15 protein-coding genes are annotated in these 14,206 nt (G+C 68.6%); 11 read left to right on the plus strand and 4 right to left on the minus strand.

Annotated features, from left to right (window positions below; genetic code table 11):
• The first annotated feature begins 156 nt into the window (after nt 1-156).
• From atpB to V1460_RS07970, 10 genes are all read left to right on the plus strand, one after another.
• Nucleotides 157-969, plus strand: a complete 813-nt coding sequence (gene atpB, locus V1460_RS07925; RefSeq protein WP_338672983.1) for a F0F1 ATP synthase subunit A — start codon at nt 157-159, stop codon at nt 967-969.
• 90 nt (nt 970-1,059) lie between these two features.
• Nucleotides 1,060-1,326 carry an ATP synthase F0 subunit C gene (atpE, locus tag V1460_RS07930; protein ID WP_338672984.1) on the plus strand — a complete coding sequence of 89 codons (267 nt, stop codon included), beginning with the start codon at nt 1,060-1,062 and terminating at the stop codon, nt 1,324-1,326.
• Between the two features lie 41 nt (nt 1,327-1,367).
• Nucleotides 1,368-1,913, plus strand: coding sequence for a F0F1 ATP synthase subunit B (locus V1460_RS07935; RefSeq protein ID WP_338672985.1), 546 nt, complete (start codon nt 1,368-1,370; stop codon nt 1,911-1,913).
• The gene (locus tag V1460_RS07940) at nt 1,910-2,725 is read left to right on the plus strand and encodes a F0F1 ATP synthase subunit delta (RefSeq protein WP_338672987.1); all 816 of its coding nucleotides are present in this window, start codon (nt 1,910-1,912) and stop codon (nt 2,723-2,725) included. The genes V1460_RS07935 and V1460_RS07940 overlap by 4 nt, the downstream gene beginning before the upstream one ends.
• 137 nt (nt 2,726-2,862) lie before the next feature.
• Nucleotides 2,863-4,461 carry a F0F1 ATP synthase subunit alpha gene (gene atpA / locus V1460_RS07945; protein WP_338672988.1) on the plus strand — a complete coding sequence of 533 codons (1,599 nt, stop codon included), beginning with the start codon at nt 2,863-2,865 and terminating at the stop codon, nt 4,459-4,461.
• Nucleotides 4,462-4,481: 20 nt separating this feature from the next.
• Nucleotides 4,482-5,408, plus strand: a complete 927-nt coding sequence (locus V1460_RS07950; RefSeq protein ID WP_338672990.1) for a F0F1 ATP synthase subunit gamma — start codon at nt 4,482-4,484, stop codon at nt 5,406-5,408.
• Nucleotides 5,408-6,853 (plus strand): F0F1 ATP synthase subunit beta, encoded by a 1,446-nt coding sequence (gene atpD / locus V1460_RS07955; protein ID WP_338672991.1) that lies wholly within the window; start codon nt 5,408-5,410, stop codon nt 6,851-6,853. The genes V1460_RS07950 and atpD overlap by 1 nt, the downstream gene beginning before the upstream one ends.
• Nucleotides 6,854-7,009: 156 nt before the next feature.
• Complete coding sequence (locus V1460_RS07960; RefSeq protein ID WP_338672992.1) at nt 7,010-7,381, plus strand: F0F1 ATP synthase subunit epsilon; 372 nt, start codon at nt 7,010-7,012, stop codon at nt 7,379-7,381.
• A gap of 183 nt (nt 7,382-7,564) precedes the next feature.
• Nucleotides 7,565-8,011: a DUF2550 domain-containing protein gene (locus tag V1460_RS07965; RefSeq protein WP_338672993.1), complete on the plus strand. Its 447-nt coding sequence runs from the start codon at nt 7,565-7,567 to the stop codon at nt 8,009-8,011.
• Nucleotides 8,012-8,095: 84 nt separating this feature from the next.
• Entirely contained in the window at nt 8,096-8,827 is a 732-nt protein-coding gene (locus tag V1460_RS07970) for a 4'-phosphopantetheinyl transferase superfamily protein (protein ID WP_338672995.1), read from the plus strand.
• A 9-nt stretch (nt 8,828-8,836) separates the two neighbouring features.
• On the opposite strand, the gene V1460_RS07975 is transcribed toward V1460_RS07970, so the two are convergent.
• The 3 genes from V1460_RS07975 to V1460_RS07985 form a co-directional block, all read right to left on the minus strand.
• Entirely contained in the window at nt 8,837-10,705 is a 1,869-nt protein-coding gene (locus V1460_RS07975; RefSeq protein WP_338672996.1) for a glycoside hydrolase family 18 chitinase, read from the minus strand.
• A 171-nt stretch (nt 10,706-10,876) separates the two neighbouring features.
• Nucleotides 10,877-11,524: a response regulator transcription factor gene (locus V1460_RS07980; protein WP_338677957.1), complete on the minus strand. Its 648-nt coding sequence runs from the start codon at nt 11,522-11,524 to the stop codon at nt 10,877-10,879.
• Entirely contained in the window at nt 11,521-12,744 is a 1,224-nt protein-coding gene (locus V1460_RS07985) for a histidine kinase (RefSeq protein ID WP_338672998.1), read from the minus strand. Before V1460_RS07985 ends, V1460_RS07980 begins: the two co-directional genes overlap by 4 nt.
• A 230-nt stretch (nt 12,745-12,974) precedes the next feature.
• Here V1460_RS07985 and V1460_RS07990 point away from each other — a divergent pair, with 230 nt between their 5' ends.
• Entirely contained in the window at nt 12,975-13,553 is a 579-nt protein-coding gene (locus V1460_RS07990) for a hypothetical protein (RefSeq protein ID WP_338672999.1), read from the plus strand.
• Between the two features lie 51 nt (nt 13,554-13,604).
• Here V1460_RS07990 and V1460_RS07995 read toward each other — a convergent pair whose 3' ends face one another.
• Nucleotides 13,605-14,177, minus strand: coding sequence for a cob(I)yrinic acid a,c-diamide adenosyltransferase (locus V1460_RS07995; RefSeq protein WP_338673000.1), 573 nt, complete (start codon nt 14,175-14,177; stop codon nt 13,605-13,607).
• Between the last annotated feature and the right edge of the window lie 29 nt (nt 14,178-14,206).

Genomic DNA, 14,206 nt, shown 5'->3' on the forward strand with positions numbered 1-14,206 from the left:
CGCGGGCATCCGAGCTGACGCCTGACCCAGCGCGAGGCTCGACGCCGAACCGCCGCCCCCTTACCTGTAAGAACAGTCCAGTGCCGACCCGCGGCTGCGTGCCGCGCCGACACAACGAGGTTGCCGTACCTATGCGCCACGCTGAAGGAGCCCGCGGTGAGTGCTGACCAGACGCTTGCCTTCGACGCGAGCTGCCACATCTTCTCCGGGTGTGGATTCCCTGCTCCGGGCCTGCACACCTTCCTGTACGAGCCCATCTTCACCGTGGGTGGCTTCGAGTTCAGCAAGCCGATGCTTCTCGCGCTGCTGAGCTCGATCGTGGTCGTCGGCTTCTTCTGGGCCGCGTTCGCCAAGCCGAAGATGGTCCCGGGCAAGCTCCAGATGGTCGGTGAAGCCGGATACGACTTCGTCCGCCGGGGCATCGTCTACGAGATCATCGGCAAGAAGGACGGCGAGAAGTACGTGCCGTTCATGGTGTCGTTGTTCTTCTTCGTGTGGATCATGAACCTCTGGTCCATCATCCCGCTCGCCCAGTTCCCGGTCACCTCGCTGATCGCCTTCCCGGCGATCCTGGCGCTGATCGTGTATGTGATGTGGGTCAGCCTGACCTTCAAGAAGCACGGCTTCGTGGGCGGCTGGAAGAACATCCTCGGTTACGACGCGACGCTCCCCAAGGGCATCCTGCCGGTGATCATGGGCCTGGAGTTCCTCTCCAACCTGATCATCCGCCCCTTCACCCACGCGGTCCGACTGTTCGCGAACATGTTCGCCGGTCACCTGCTGATCGTGATGTTCACCGTGGCCACGTGGTACCTGATGAACGGCCTCGGCTTCGTCTACGCGACCGCCTCGTTCGCCATGGTCCTCGTGATGACCGCCTTCGAGCTCTTCATCCAGGCCGTCCAGGCGTACGTCTTCGTGCTCCTGGCCTCCAGCTACATCCAGGGCGCGCTCGCCGAGCACCACTGAGCGACGGGCTCAGGCCCGGCCCGGTCAACAACCAGCAGACGTCCGGTGGCCAACCCCCACCGGGTCATTGAAAGAGAAGGAAGTAACGGCATGTCCGCTGCTCTCGACATGATCAACCTCGCCGCCGCCGAAGGCTCCGCGAGGACAAACGTCGTCGGCAACGTCGCGTCGATCGGCTACGGCCTCGCTGCGATCGGCCCCGGCGTCGGCGTCGGCATCATCTTCGGTAACGGCACCCAGGCCCTCGCCCGTCAGCCTGAGGCGGCCGGCCTGATCCGCACCAACCAGATCATGGGTTTCGCCTTCTGTGAGGCGCTCGCCCTCATCGGCATCGTCATGGGCTTCGTCTACCAGTAAGCCGGACCGACAGCCCAACCCCTTTCACGGAAGGCACTGATGTGAACGCTCTGTTCCTTGCGGCTGCGGAGGAGCCTCAGAATCCTCTGATCCCGCATCTCGACGAGCTCGTCATCGGCCTGATCGCCTTCGTCATCGTCTTCGGCTTCCTCGCCAAGAAGCTCCTCCCGAACATCAACAAGGTTCTGGAGCAGCGCCGCGAGGCCATCGAGGGCGGCATCGAGAAGGCCGAATCGGCCCAGGTCGAGGCCCAGAGTGTGCTTGAGCAGTACAAGGCACAGCTGGCCGAGGCCCGCCACGAGGCCGCGCGTCTGCGCCAGGAGGCAACGGAGCAGGGCGCCGCGATCATCGCCGAGATGAGGGCGGAAGGCCAGCGTCAGCGCGAGGAGATCGTCGCCGCCGGCCACGCCCAGATCGAGGCCGACCGCAAGTCCGCGGCGACCGCGCTGCGCCAGGACGTCGGCAAGCTCGCCACCGACCTGGCCGGCAAGCTGGTGGGTGAGTCCCTCGACGACCACGCCCGCCAGAGCCGCACGATCGACCGCTTCCTCGACGAGCTCGAGGAGAAGGCCGAGGCCGCCCGATGAACGGAGCGAGCCGCGAGGCACTGGCTGCCGCGCGTGAGCGTCTCGACGCGCTGACCGACAACACGTCGGTCGACGCTGCGAAGCTCGCCGACGAGCTGGCCGCCGTCACCGCGCTGCTCGACCGCGAGGTGTCGCTGCGTCGGGTCCTGACCGACCCGGCGCAGGCCGGCGAGGCCAAGGCCGAACTGGCCGCGCGACTGCTCGGCGGTCAGGTGGGCGGCGAGACCGTCGACCTGGTCTCCGGCATGGTCCGCTCCCGCTGGTCCCAGTCCCGGGACCTGGTGGACGCGACGGAGGAACTGGCGAACACCGCCGACCTCGTCGCGGCCCAGCGGGCCGGCGCGCTGGACGAGGTCGAGGACGAACTGTTCCGGTTCGGCCGGATCGTCGCCTCCAGCACCGAGCTGCGGGCCGCGCTGGCAGACCGCTCTGCCACGGCGTCCGCGAAGGGCGGCCTGCTGCGCGGGCTGCTCGGCGGCAAGACCAACCCGGTCACCGAGCGTCTGGTGGTCCGCCTGGGCATCGCGCCCCGGGGACGTAGCCTGGAACAGGGACTCGACTCCCTGTCCAAGCTGGCCGCGGCGCGCCGCGACCGCGTGGTCGCCGTCGTCACCTCCGCGGTGCCGCTGAGCGATCGGCAGAAGCAGCGCCTCGGAACCGTGCTGGCGCGGATGTACGGCCGCGAGATGCACCTGAACCTGGACGTGGACCCCGAGGTCCTCGGCGGGATCTCGGTGCGGATCGGCGACGAGGTCATCGACGGCACGATCGCCGACCGTATCGCCGAGGCGCAGCGCCGTATCGGCGGCTGATCGGTCACCGTCGGCGACCAGGCCACAACAGAAACACGCATGGCACAGCGGCCCGGTTGGGCCGCAGAGGATTCCTGGGGGTCGCCCCCAGACCCCCAAAGAAACTTCGGGCCCAACAAGGAGAGCAGGGAACCCAGATGGCGGAGCTCACGATCCGGCCGGAGGAGATCCGGGACGCGCTGGAGAACTTTGTCCAGTCGTACAAGCCGGACGCGGCCTCGCGCGAGGAGGTCGGCACGGTCAGCCTTGCCGGCGACGGCATCGCGAAGGTCGAGGGGCTGCCCTCGACCATGGCCAACGAACTGCTGCGGTTCGAGGACGGCACCCTCGGTCTCGCCCTCAACCTCGAGGAGCGCGAGATCGGTGCCATCGTTCTCGGCGAGTTCAGCGGTGTCGAGGAGGGCCAGCCGGTCCAGCGCACCGGCGAGGTGCTGTCCGTCGCCGTCGGCGAGGGCTACCTCGGCCGTGTGGTCGACCCGCTCGGCAACCCGATCGACGGCCTCGGCGAGATCGAGACCTCGGGCCGCCGCGCCCTCGAACTGCAGGCCCCCACGGTCATGCAGCGCAAGTCGGTGCACGAGCCCATGGAGACGGGCTACAAGGCCGTCGACGCGATGACCCCGGTCGGCCGTGGCCAGCGTCAGCTGATCATCGGCGACCGCCAGACCGGCAAGACCGCTCTCGCGATCGACACGATCATCAACCAGCGCGACAACTGGCGCTCGGGCGACGTGAACAAGCAGGTCCGCTGCATCTACGTCGCCATCGGCCAGAAGGGCTCCACCATCGCGTCCGTGCGCGGCGCGCTGGAGGAGGCCGGTGCTCTGGAGTACACGACCATCGTCGCCGCCCCGGCGTCCGACCCGGCCGGCTTCAAGTACCTGGCGCCGTACACCGGTTCGGCCATCGGCCAGCACTGGATGTACGAGGGCAAGCACGTCCTCATCATCTTCGACGACCTGTCGAAGCAGGCCGACGCCTACCGCGCCGTGTCGCTGCTGCTGCGCCGCCCGCCGGGTCGTGAGGCCTACCCGGGTGACGTCTTCTACCTGCACTCGCGTCTTCTGGAGCGCTGCGCCAAGCTCTCCGACGACATGGGCGCCGGCTCGATGACCGGTCTGCCGATCGTCGAGACCAAGGCCAACGACGTCTCGGCGTTCATCCCGACCAACGTCATCTCCATCACCGACGGCCAGTGCTTCCTGGAGTCCGACCTGTTCAACGCCGGCCAGCGCCCGGCCCTGAACGTCGGTATCTCGGTCTCCCGTGTCGGTGGCTCCGCCCAGCACAAGGCCATGAGGCAGGTCTCCGGACGTCTTCGTGTGGACCTCGCCCAGTACCGCGAGCTGGAGGCGTTCGCCGCCTTCGGTTCCGACCTGGACGCCGCGTCGAAGTCCGCCCTGGAGCGCGGTAAGCGCATGGTCGAGCTGCTGAAGCAGGCGCAGTACGCCCCGTACTCCACCGAGGACCAGGTCGTTTCCATCTGGGCCGGCACCACCGGCAAGATGGACGACGTCCCGGTCGAGGACATCCGCCGCTTCGAGCGCGAGCTGCTGGACTACCTGCACCGTGAGCAGGGCGGTCTGATGACCAGCATCCGCGAGGGCGCGAAGATGTCCGACGACACGCTGGAGAAGGTCGCCGAGCAGATCGCCGCCTTCAAGAAGCAGTTCGAGACCTCGGACGGCAAGCTGCTCGGTGAGGACGCCCCGGCCGCCGTCAACGTCTCGAAGTGACGACGGAAGGGACCTGACTCATGGGAGCCCAGCTCCGGGTCTACAAGCGTCGCATCAAGTCGGTCACCGCGACGAAGAAGATCACCAAGGCAATGGAGATGATCTCCGCCTCGCGCATCGTCAAGGCGCAGCGCAAGGTGGCGGCCTCCACTCCGTACGCGACCGAGCTGACCCGCGCGGTCACGGCGGTGGCGACCGGGTCGAACACCAAGCACCCGCTCACCACGGAGGCCGAGTCCCCGGTCCGTTCCGCGGTCCTGCTCATCACGAGCGACCGCGGTCTGGCCGGCGGCTACTCGTCCAACGCGATCAAGGCGGCTGCCCGGCTCACCGAGCGGTTGCGCGCGGAGGGCAAGGAGGTCGACACGTTCATCGTCGGCCGCAAGGGCGTGGCCTACTACGGGTTCCGTGAGCTCAAGGTCGCGGACTCGTGGACCGGATTCACCGACAACCCCTCGTACGCGAACGCCAAGGCGATCGCGGCGCCCCTGATCGAGGCGATCGAGAAGGACACGGCCGACGGCGGTGTGGACGAACTCCACATCGTGTTCACCGAGTTCGTCTCGATGCTGACGCAGACTCCGGTGGACAACCGGCTGCTGCCGCTCAGCCTCGCCGAGAAGAAGGGCGCGGAAGCGGCGGAGACCACGAAGAGTGAGATCCTCCCGCTGTTCGACTTCGAGCCGTCGGCGGAGGACGTCCTCGACGCCCTTCTCCCGCGCTATGTCGAGAGCCGTGTCTACAACGCCCTGCTCCAGGCGGCCGCGTCCGAGCACGCGTCCCGGCGCAAGGCGATGAAGTCGGCCACCGACAACGCCGGTGATCTGATCAACACGTACACCCGACTTGCCAATGCGGCCCGCCAGGCCGACATCACCCAGGAAATCAGCGAGATCGTCGGTGGCGCGAGCGCCCTGGCCGACGCGACCGCGGGGAGTGACTACTAATGACCACCACTGTTGAGCCGACCGCCGTGGCCACCGGCCGCGTCGCCCGGGTCATCGGCCCGGTCGTCGACGTGGAGTTCCCCGTCGACGCGATGCCGGAGATCTACAACGCGCTGAACGTCGACGTGCCGGACCCGGCCAATCCGGGTTCCACCAAGACGCTGACGCTCGAGGTCGCGCAGCACCTCGGTGAGGGCGTCGTCCGCACCATCTCGATGCAGCCGACCGACGGTCTGGTCCGCCAGGCCGCGGTGACCGACACGGGCACGGGCATCACCGTCCCGGTCGGCGACTTCACCAAGGGCAAGGTGTTCAACACCCTCGGTGAGGTGCTGAACGAGCCCGAGGCCAACGGCCAGGAGACCGAGCGCTGGACGATCCACCGCAAGGCCCCGAAGTTCGAGGACCTCGAGTCGAAGACCGAGATGTTCGAGACCGGCCTGAAGGTCGTCGACCTTCTCACCCCGTACGTCAAGGGTGGGAAGATCGGTCTGTTCGGTGGCGCGGGTGTGGGCAAGACCGTCCTCATCCAGGAAATGATCATGCGTGTGGCCAAGCTGCACGAGGGTGTTTCCGTGTTCGCCGGTGTCGGTGAGCGCACCCGTGAGGGCAACGACCTCATCGCGGAGATGGAGGAGTCCGGCGTTCTGGACAAGACCGCGCTGGTCTTCGGCCAGATGGACGAGCCCCCGGGCACCCGTCTGCGTGTCGCGCTGGCCGGTCTGACCATGGCGGAGTACTTCCGCGATGTGCAGAAGCAGGACGTGCTGTTCTTCATCGACAACATCTTCCGCTTCACCCAGGCCGGTTCCGAGGTGTCCACCCTGCTCGGCCGTATGCCGTCCGCGGTGGGTTACCAGCCGAACCTCGCCGACGAGATGGGCCTCCTGCAGGAGCGCATCACCTCGACCCGCGGTCACTCGATCACCTCGATGCAGGCGATCTACGTCCCCGCCGACGACCTGACCGACCCGGCGCCGGCCACCACCTTCGCCCACCTCGACGCGACGACGGTTCTGTCCCGTCCGATCTCCGAGAAGGGCATCTACCCCGCGGTGGACCCGCTGGACTCCACGTCCCGCATCCTGGACCCGCGCTACATCTCGCAGGACCACTACTCCGCCGCCATGCGCGTCAAGGGGATCCTGCAGAAGTACAAGGACCTCCAGGACATCATCGCGATCCTCGGTATCGACGAGCTCGGCGAAGAGGACAAGCTCGTCGTGCACCGCGCCCGTCGTGTCGAGCGCTTCCTGTCCCAGAACACCCACGCGGCGAAGCAGTTCACCGGCGTGGACGGTTCGGACGTGCCGCTGGACGAGTCGATCGCCGCGTTCAACGCGATCTGCGACGGCGAGTTCGACCACTTCCCGGAGCAGGCGTTCTTCATGTGCGGTGGCCTCGAGGACCTCAAGGCCAATGCGAAGGACCTCGGCGTTTCCTGAGTCCGCTGACGTAACCGTGAGCTGACTCGCGGAGGGGGGCGGGTTCCGTCCCGCCCCCCTCCGTATTTCGCCCGGGCGTTTCCCGCGCCCGAGCCCTACTAGACTTATGACCCAACACCCGGCAGAACCGCCGGGTGGTGACCCGAGGAGCCACCCTTGGCTGCTGAGCTGCACGTCGAGCTGGTCGCCGCCGACCGCCAGGTCTGGTCCGGTGAGGCCACCCTGGTCGTCGCGCGCACCACGTCCGGCGACATCGGCGTCATGCCCGGTCACCAGCCGCTGCTCGGTGTGCTGGAGTCGGGCCCGGTGACCATCCGTACGAACGAGGGGACGGTCGTCGCCGCTGTGCACGGCGGTTTCATCTCGTTCGCCGACGACAAGCTGTCGCTGCTCGCGGAGATCGCCGAGCTTGCGGACGAGATCGACCAGCAGCGCGCTGAGCGTGCGCTGGAGCGCGCCAAGGCCGACGACGACGCCGCCGCCGAGCGGCGCGCCGAGGTCCGGCTGCGCGCGGTCGCGGTGCACTAACGTTCCGAGACCATGTACCACCCTCAGCCGCGGCCAGGCTGGACTTCTCCAGACCGGGTCGCGGCTGAGGCGATGCAAGTGCAGGTGCAAGTGCAAGCGCGGGTGTAGGCATATCCCCAGGGACACGCCGCACACTCGCGGAACCGCCTACCGCTACGGGACGAAACGAGGAGGTCGGTGCAGATGGTCCTCGCTCTGCTCGTGAGCGGTTTGGCCGTCGCCCTGGTGTTGATCGGGCTCTTCGTCTTCGGTCTGCGCCGCAGGCTGATCCAGCGCTCGGGCGGCACCTTCGACTGCAGCCTGCGCTGGAACGTACCGGAGAAGGACGATCACTCGGGCAAGGGCTGGGTGTACGGAGTCGCCCGCTACAGCGGTGACCGGATCGAGTGGTTCCGGGTCTTCTCGTACGCCCTCCGTCCCCGGCGGGTGCTGGAGCGCGCTGCGATCGAGGTGTTGGCGCGCCGGCTTCCGGAGGGCGAGGAGGAGCTGGCGCTGCTCTCCGACGCGGTGATCCTTGGCTGTCTGCACCGGGGGACCAGGCTGGAACTGGCGATGAGCGAGGACGCGCTCACCGGCTTCCTGGCCTGGCTCGAAGCCGCCCCTCCCGGCCAACGAGTCAATGTGGCTTGAGCGGGATGGTGTCGGGCATTCTGTGGTCGGGGGGCACCCGGCCGAAGTCTGGGGGAGTGGCATGAGCAGGTCCGAGGTTTCCGGATGACCGGCGATATCGCGCTGCTGGGGCCCGGGGAGTGCCATGTCTGGTCCGCCGAGGCCCGCTGGAAGCCCGAGCTGCTCGATCTGCTGGATGACGTCGAACGGGACCGTTGCGCCCAGTTCCGTGTCGAAGGCGCCCGAGCGCTCTATCTGACCGCGCATGTGCTGGCCCGCCAGGTGGTCGGTGCACAACTCTCCATCGACCCGGGTGATGTCGTCGTCGTCCCCGTGTGCGAGTACTGCACCGAGTCGGGGGACCGTCCGCCGCACGGGAAGCCGACCCTGCCCGGGACGTCGCTGGAACTCTCGTTGTCCCACTCGGGACAACAGGTCATGGTCGCGTTGACGGCCGTGGGCCAGGTCGGCGTCGATGTGGAGGAGATCGTCGAAGGCCGGACCCTGCCGCTGGACGTGCTCACCGCACGGGAGCAGGCCGAGCTTGAGCCTCTGGCTCCCGAGGACCGGGTCGCCGGCTTCATCCGCTACTGGGCCCGCAAGGAAGCCGTACTCAAGGCCACCGGACACGGCCTCATGGTGGAACCTTCGGCGCTGACCGTCAGCGCCCCCGGTGTGCCCGCCCGGCTGCTGGAGTGGCGGGAACGCCCCGAGCCGCACCTTCCGGTGCGGCTCGAGGATCTCGATGCCGGTCCTGGCTACCGGGCGGCGGTCGCCGTCGTGGGGGACGGCGACCGCGTCGAGGTGGTGCACCACCCGCTGGTGCGGGTCGAGTGAGCGGGGAACTCAGCCGAGTCCGCTGTTGATCGCGCTGACCAGTTCGCCGTTCGTGGTGTCACCGGAGAACTCCCAGAAGAACGCTCCTCCCAGGCTCTGGCTCTTCGCCCAGCTCATCTTGCCGCCGATGGTGGCCGGGGTGTCGTAGCTCCACCAGTGCGCGCCACAGTGGGCGTAGGCCGTGCCCGCGATCGTGCCGTTCGCCGGGCAGGAGGCCTTGAGCACCTTGTAGTCCTCGATGCCCTGCTCGTACGTGCCCGGTGCCGGTCCGGTGGCCGAACCCCCGGGTGCGGATTGGCCGACGCCCGTCCAGCCGCGCCCGTAGAAGCCGATGCCGAGCAGCAGCTCCCCGGCGGGGACGCCCTGGGCCTTCAGTTTGGCGATGGCGTCGGCCGAGTTGAATCCGGACTGCGGGATCCCGGAGTACGAGGTGAGCGGCGAGTGCGGGGCGGTGGGCCCGTCCGCGTCGAAGGCGCCGAAGAAGTCGTACGTCATCACGTTGTACCAGTCGGAGTACGCGGCGGCACCCGCGTAGTCGGTCTTGTCGATCTTCCCGCCGCTGCTGGCGTCCGCCGTGATGGCCGCCGTGACCAGGTTGTTCGTACCGAACTTGGCCCGCATGGCCTGCATCATCGTCTTGAAAGCGGCCGGACCGCTGCTGTCGCAGGACAGACCGCAGGCGTTCGGGTACTCCCAGTCCAGGTCGATTCCGTCGAAGACATCGGCCCAGCGCGGGTCCTCGACCAGCTGGTAGCAGGACTCGGCGAACGCGGTCGGGTTCCGGACGGCCTGCGGGAAGCCGCCGGACCAGGTCCAGCCGCCGAACGACCAGAGCACTTTGATGTGCGGGTAGGCCTTCTTCAGCTTGCGCAGCTGGTTGAAGTTGCCGCGCAGCGGCTGGTCCCAGGTGTCGGCGACGCCGTCGACCGAGAGGTCGGCGGTGTAGGCCCTGTCGTAGTCCGCGTAGGAGTCGCCGATGGTGCAGCGGCCGTTCTGGACGTTGCCGAAGGCGTAGTTGATGTGGGTGATCTTCGCGGCGGAGCCCGAGGTCACCAGATTCCTGACATGGTAGTTCCGGCCGTACACGCCCCAGTTGGTGAAGTAGCCCAGTTTCACCTTGCCACCGGGTCCGGGGTCGGTGCCGCCGCCCGTGGTGCGTACGGAGCGGGTTCCGCTCATCGGGCCGGTCTGATCGGCGGTGTCGCGGGCCCGGACGGTGTACGAGTAGTCCGTTCCGGCGGTGAGGCCCGTATCGGTGTAGGTCAGTCCGGTGACCGTCGCGATCTTCGTACCACCGCGCAGCACGTCGTAGTTCTTGACACCCTTGTCGTCGGTGGCGGCGGCCCAGCCCAGGGTGACCGATGTGTTCGTGACGGCCGTCGCCGACGGCGTACCGGGCGCGGACGGCGGATTGTCGCCCGGGACGCTGCCACCGTCGCAGGAACCTCCGTTGACCCGGCAGTCGGACGGGGAGCCGGGGCCGGCGCCGTTGAAGCCGAAGGAGACGGAGGCGCCGGGGGCGAGGCTGCCGTTCCAGCTCTTGTTGCGGGCCGTCCAGTGGGTGCCCGAGTTGGTGACATCGGCGTCCCAGGCGGTGGTGACCGAGGTGCCGGAGGGGAAGTCCCACTCTACGGTCCATGAGGAGATGGCGGTGGTGCCGGTGTTCTTCACCGTCCACTTGCCTTCGAAGCCGCTGCCCCAGTCCTGGGTCTTGGCGTAGGTGGCGGTGGTGGAGGTGGCCGCCTCGGCAGGGGTGGCGAGGCCGACCATGGCGGCGAACGGGAGCAGCAGGGCAGTGAGTCCTGCGGTGGTTCTCGATGCGAACCGTGCCCGGAAGCGGCCTCTGCCGCGGGTGCTGCGGGGGGAACTCGTACTCAAGGGAAACTCCTCGATCGAGTGTGCGGACGGACCGGGGAAGGTGTGCTCGGGTCCGTGCGTGCGTACCGCGAGGCTCATCGCGGTGTGTGCTGTGCGGTGAGAGTAGGAAGGTCTGGACCAATCGTCAATAGGTCCAGACCACACCCCGGAGCGGTTGCCTCCGCCCAGCGCTCAGAGCCCCAATTCCTTTGCCAGTACGGCGGCTTGGACCCGGCTGCGTAGTTCGAGCTTCGCCAGTAGTCGACTCACATGGGTCTTCGCGGTGGCCTCCGCCATATCGAGCTGCCGGGCGATCTCCGCGTTCGAGAGGCCCCGGCCGATGCACGACAGCACCTCACGCTCCCGGCGGGTCAGCACATCGAGCACCGAGGGGTCCGGGGCGTCCGGCGACCGTACGGGAACGGGAGCTGCGAACTCCGCGATCAGCCGCCGGGTCACCGCCGGGGCGATCAGGCCCTCGCCACGCGCCACCGTACGCACCGCGTCCAGAAGCGCGTCCGCCTCGGTGTTCTTCAACAGGAAGCCCGCGGCCCCGGCGCGCAGCGCTCCGAAGACGTACTCGTCGATATCGAACGTGGTCAGGACGAGCACATCCGCCAGGCCTTCGGACACCACCTGCCGGGTCGCGGACACCCCGTCCAGCCGGGGCATCTGCACATCCATCAGCACGACGTCCGGGCGCAGTTCACGGGCCAGGCGCACCGCATCCTCCCCGTCAGGGGCCTCTCCGACCACCTCGATGTCGGCGGCGCTGCCGAGGATGAGGACCAGTCCGGCGCGTACCGCGCTCTGGTCCTCCGCGACGACGACACGGATCACTGTGCCCACGCGGTGGGCTCCTTGTCCTTCTCCATGGGCAGCAGCGCCCGTACCCGCCAGACCACCGGCCCCCGGTCGGTCCCTGCGACCGGCCCCGCCTCGAATTCCCCGCCCAGCAGGGCGACCCGTTCCCGCATCCCGACCAGGCCCGCGCCCGAGCCGGGTGCCCGGGGTCCGGGCCGCTGTCCGAAGGGACTGGTCACGGTCACCGTCAGGGCATCCCCCGGTTCGCCCGTGATACGCACCGCCACCTCCCCCGCCGCGGCGTGCTTCAGTGCGTTGGTCAGCGACTCCTGAGCGATCCGGTACGCCGCCAGTTCGACCGGGGCCGGCAGGGAGGCGGCGCCGTCACGGTCGTCGTGCAGTGTGAACCGCAGCCCGCTCGGCTCGCCGTTCGCCCGCGCCTGGGCGATCAACGCGTCCACGGCGTCCAGTGTGGGGGCGGCGGCGGGTTCCTGGCCGCCCCCGCTGTCACGCAGCAGACCGATCAGCCGGCGCATCTCGGCCAGCCCGGCCACGCTGTTCTCCCGGATGACCGTGAGCGCCTGCCGGGTGGTCTCCGGCTTGTCCAGGGAGAGCGCGGCGGTCGAGTGGATGGCGATCGCCGACAGGTGGTTGGCCACCAGGTCGTGCAGTTCCCGCGCCATCCGGGCACGCTCGGCGTTCACCGCCTGCGTACGGTCCATCTCGGCGAGCAGAGCGGTCTGCTCGGCGCGCAGCCGGGCGGTGTCGGCCGCATCCCGGTGGTTACGCACCAGTGCGCCGGTGGCGGCAGGCCCGATCGACACCAGCCCGATGATCAGACCGAGCAGCAGGGCGTGGGGCTCCCGGTACCACGCGATCAGCCCGATCGTCGCCGCGATCGTGGTCAGTGCCGTCGCGTAGGGCAGCCGCCTGGCCATCTCCGGCGAGCCGTAGAGGACCGCCGCGTACATCAGGTCCGTGTACATCAGCAGGGTCACCAGGTTGCCGGGGGTGAAGAGATCCAGTACCAGGGCGAGCGTGCCCACCGTGAGTGCGGTCCGCGGGCTGGTCTGGCGCAGCAGCTCCATGGCGGCCATGACCACGAGCGGGACCAGCGTGATCCAGGGCCCGTCCAGGGGGCGGACTCCGGCGTTGTTGTGCAGCCCGAGTGCCCGCAGCAGCAGTCCGCCCGCGAGGCCGGCTATGGCGATCAGGGCGTCGTCGCGATGCGGGCGCGGGAACGCGGGTAGGAGCATGGACCAATCTCAGCATGTCGGGCGCGGGGCGCGCACTGGTTGCGTCTTCGACGCCGGAGCCACTCGGCTCAGCCTAGGAAGGCCGTGGAGGCGTGGCCTCGGCCGGGCGGACGAAGCCGGGGGCCGCGGCGGTACATCAAAGGGTGCAGTGCGGGTTCGCCCGGCGCGCCGACGATTCGGGCCGTCACGGCGCCGAGGATGGAACGGAGCCGAGGAGAGGAAGCGCCACCGTGGTCGTGACATTGATCGTGATCTGCGAGATCGGATTCTGGGTGCTGCTGGCAGCGGGTCTGTCGGCGCGCTATCTGCTGAAGATGCCCAGGACCGGTCTCGCGATCCTCCTCTGCGAGCCGGTGCTCGAACTCCTGCTGTTCGTCGTCGCCGCGCTCGACCTCAAGAACGGCGCCGACCCCAGCCTGAAGCACGGGATCGCCGCGCTCTACATCGGCTACACCGTGGGCCACGGCCACCGCACCATCAAGTGGCTCGACGGACACGCGGCCCACCGCTTCGCCGGCGGCCCGCCGCCCGTGAGGCCGCCCGGAGGCGGGATGGCGCGGGCCAGGCACGAGGGCAGGATCTGGCTGGGAACCCTGATCGGCGCCGCGGTCGCCACGGTGCTGCTGCTACTCGCCATCCGGTACGTGGGCGACCCGGCGAAGAGCAGCGCCTTGCAGGAGTGCATGTACGCCGCCTGGCGGGTGGCCGGCATCCACGGGCTGATCGCGCTGAGCTACGCGCTCTGGCCGAAGAAGGCACAGGGCACAGGGCGTTCAGGACGTGAGGCGGCGGTGCGGGACGCCTCGTAGGGACAAGCGGTGGTGGGGCGGCCGAAGCCGCCCCACCACCACCGTGCTGGTTCAGCGCTCGCCGCCGGGCACCCACAGGATGTCGCCGATCTCCTTGTTCGCCGTCCGGGCGAGGATGAACAGCAGATCCGAGAGCCGGTTGAGGTACGTCGCCGTGAGCACGTTCATCGTCTCGCCGTGCGTCTCCAGGGCGGCCCAGGTGGAGCGCTCCGCCCGCCGCACCACCGTGCACGCCTGGTGCAGCAGCGCCGCGCCGGGCGTGCCGCCCGGCAGGATGAACGAGCGGAGCTTCTCCAGGTCCGCGAGGAAGCGGTCGCAGTCCGCCTCCAGCTTGTCGACATACGACTGCTCCACGCGCAGCGGCGGGTACTCGGGGTTCTCCATGACCGGCGTGGACAGGTCGGCGCCGACGTCGAAGAGGTCGTTCTGGACCCGGAAGAGGACCTTGACGACCTCGTCCGGGAGCTGTCCGAGCGCGATGGCCGTGCCGATGACGGCATTGGCCTCGTTGGCGTCGGCGTACGCCGAGATCCGCAGATCGGTCTTGGCGGTGCGGCTCATGTCGCCGAGTGCCGTCGTGCCCTTGTCGCCGGTGCGGGTGTAGATGCGCGTCAGATTGACCATGGGGCCAGCCTAGGCTGCCCGTGCCTCCC

It is taken from the genome of Streptomyces sp. SCSIO 30461 (assembly GCF_037023745.1).
Classification (GTDB): Bacteria; Actinomycetota; Actinomycetes; order Streptomycetales; family Streptomycetaceae; genus Streptomyces.

What these genes read in the sequence shown, in the direction of transcription:
- atpE (WP_338672984.1), top strand. Translation starts at nt 1,060, where the DNA reads ATGTCCGCTGCTCTCGACATGATCAACCTCGCCGCCGCCGAAGGCTCC.
- V1460_RS07940 (WP_338672987.1), top strand. Translation starts at nt 1,910, where the DNA reads ATGAACGGAGCGAGCCGCGAGGCACTGGCTGCCGCGCGTGAGCGTCTC.
- atpA (WP_338672988.1), top strand. Translation starts at nt 2,863, where the DNA reads ATGGCGGAGCTCACGATCCGGCCGGAGGAGATCCGGGACGCGCTGGAG.
- V1460_RS07950 (WP_338672990.1), top strand. Translation starts at nt 4,482, where the DNA reads ATGGGAGCCCAGCTCCGGGTCTACAAGCGTCGCATCAAGTCGGTCACC.
- atpD (WP_338672991.1), top strand. Translation starts at nt 5,408, where the DNA reads ATGACCACCACTGTTGAGCCGACCGCCGTGGCCACCGGCCGCGTCGCC.
- V1460_RS07965 (WP_338672993.1), top strand. Translation starts at nt 7,565, where the DNA reads ATGGTCCTCGCTCTGCTCGTGAGCGGTTTGGCCGTCGCCCTGGTGTTG.
- V1460_RS07970 (WP_338672995.1), top strand. Translation starts at nt 8,096, where the DNA reads ATGACCGGCGATATCGCGCTGCTGGGGCCCGGGGAGTGCCATGTCTGG.
- V1460_RS07985 (WP_338672998.1), bottom strand. Translation starts at nt 12,744, where the DNA reads ATGCTCCTACCCGCGTTCCCGCGCCCGCATCGCGACGACGCCCTGATC.
- V1460_RS07995 (WP_338673000.1), bottom strand. Translation starts at nt 14,177, where the DNA reads ATGGTCAATCTGACGCGCATCTACACCCGCACCGGCGACAAGGGCACG.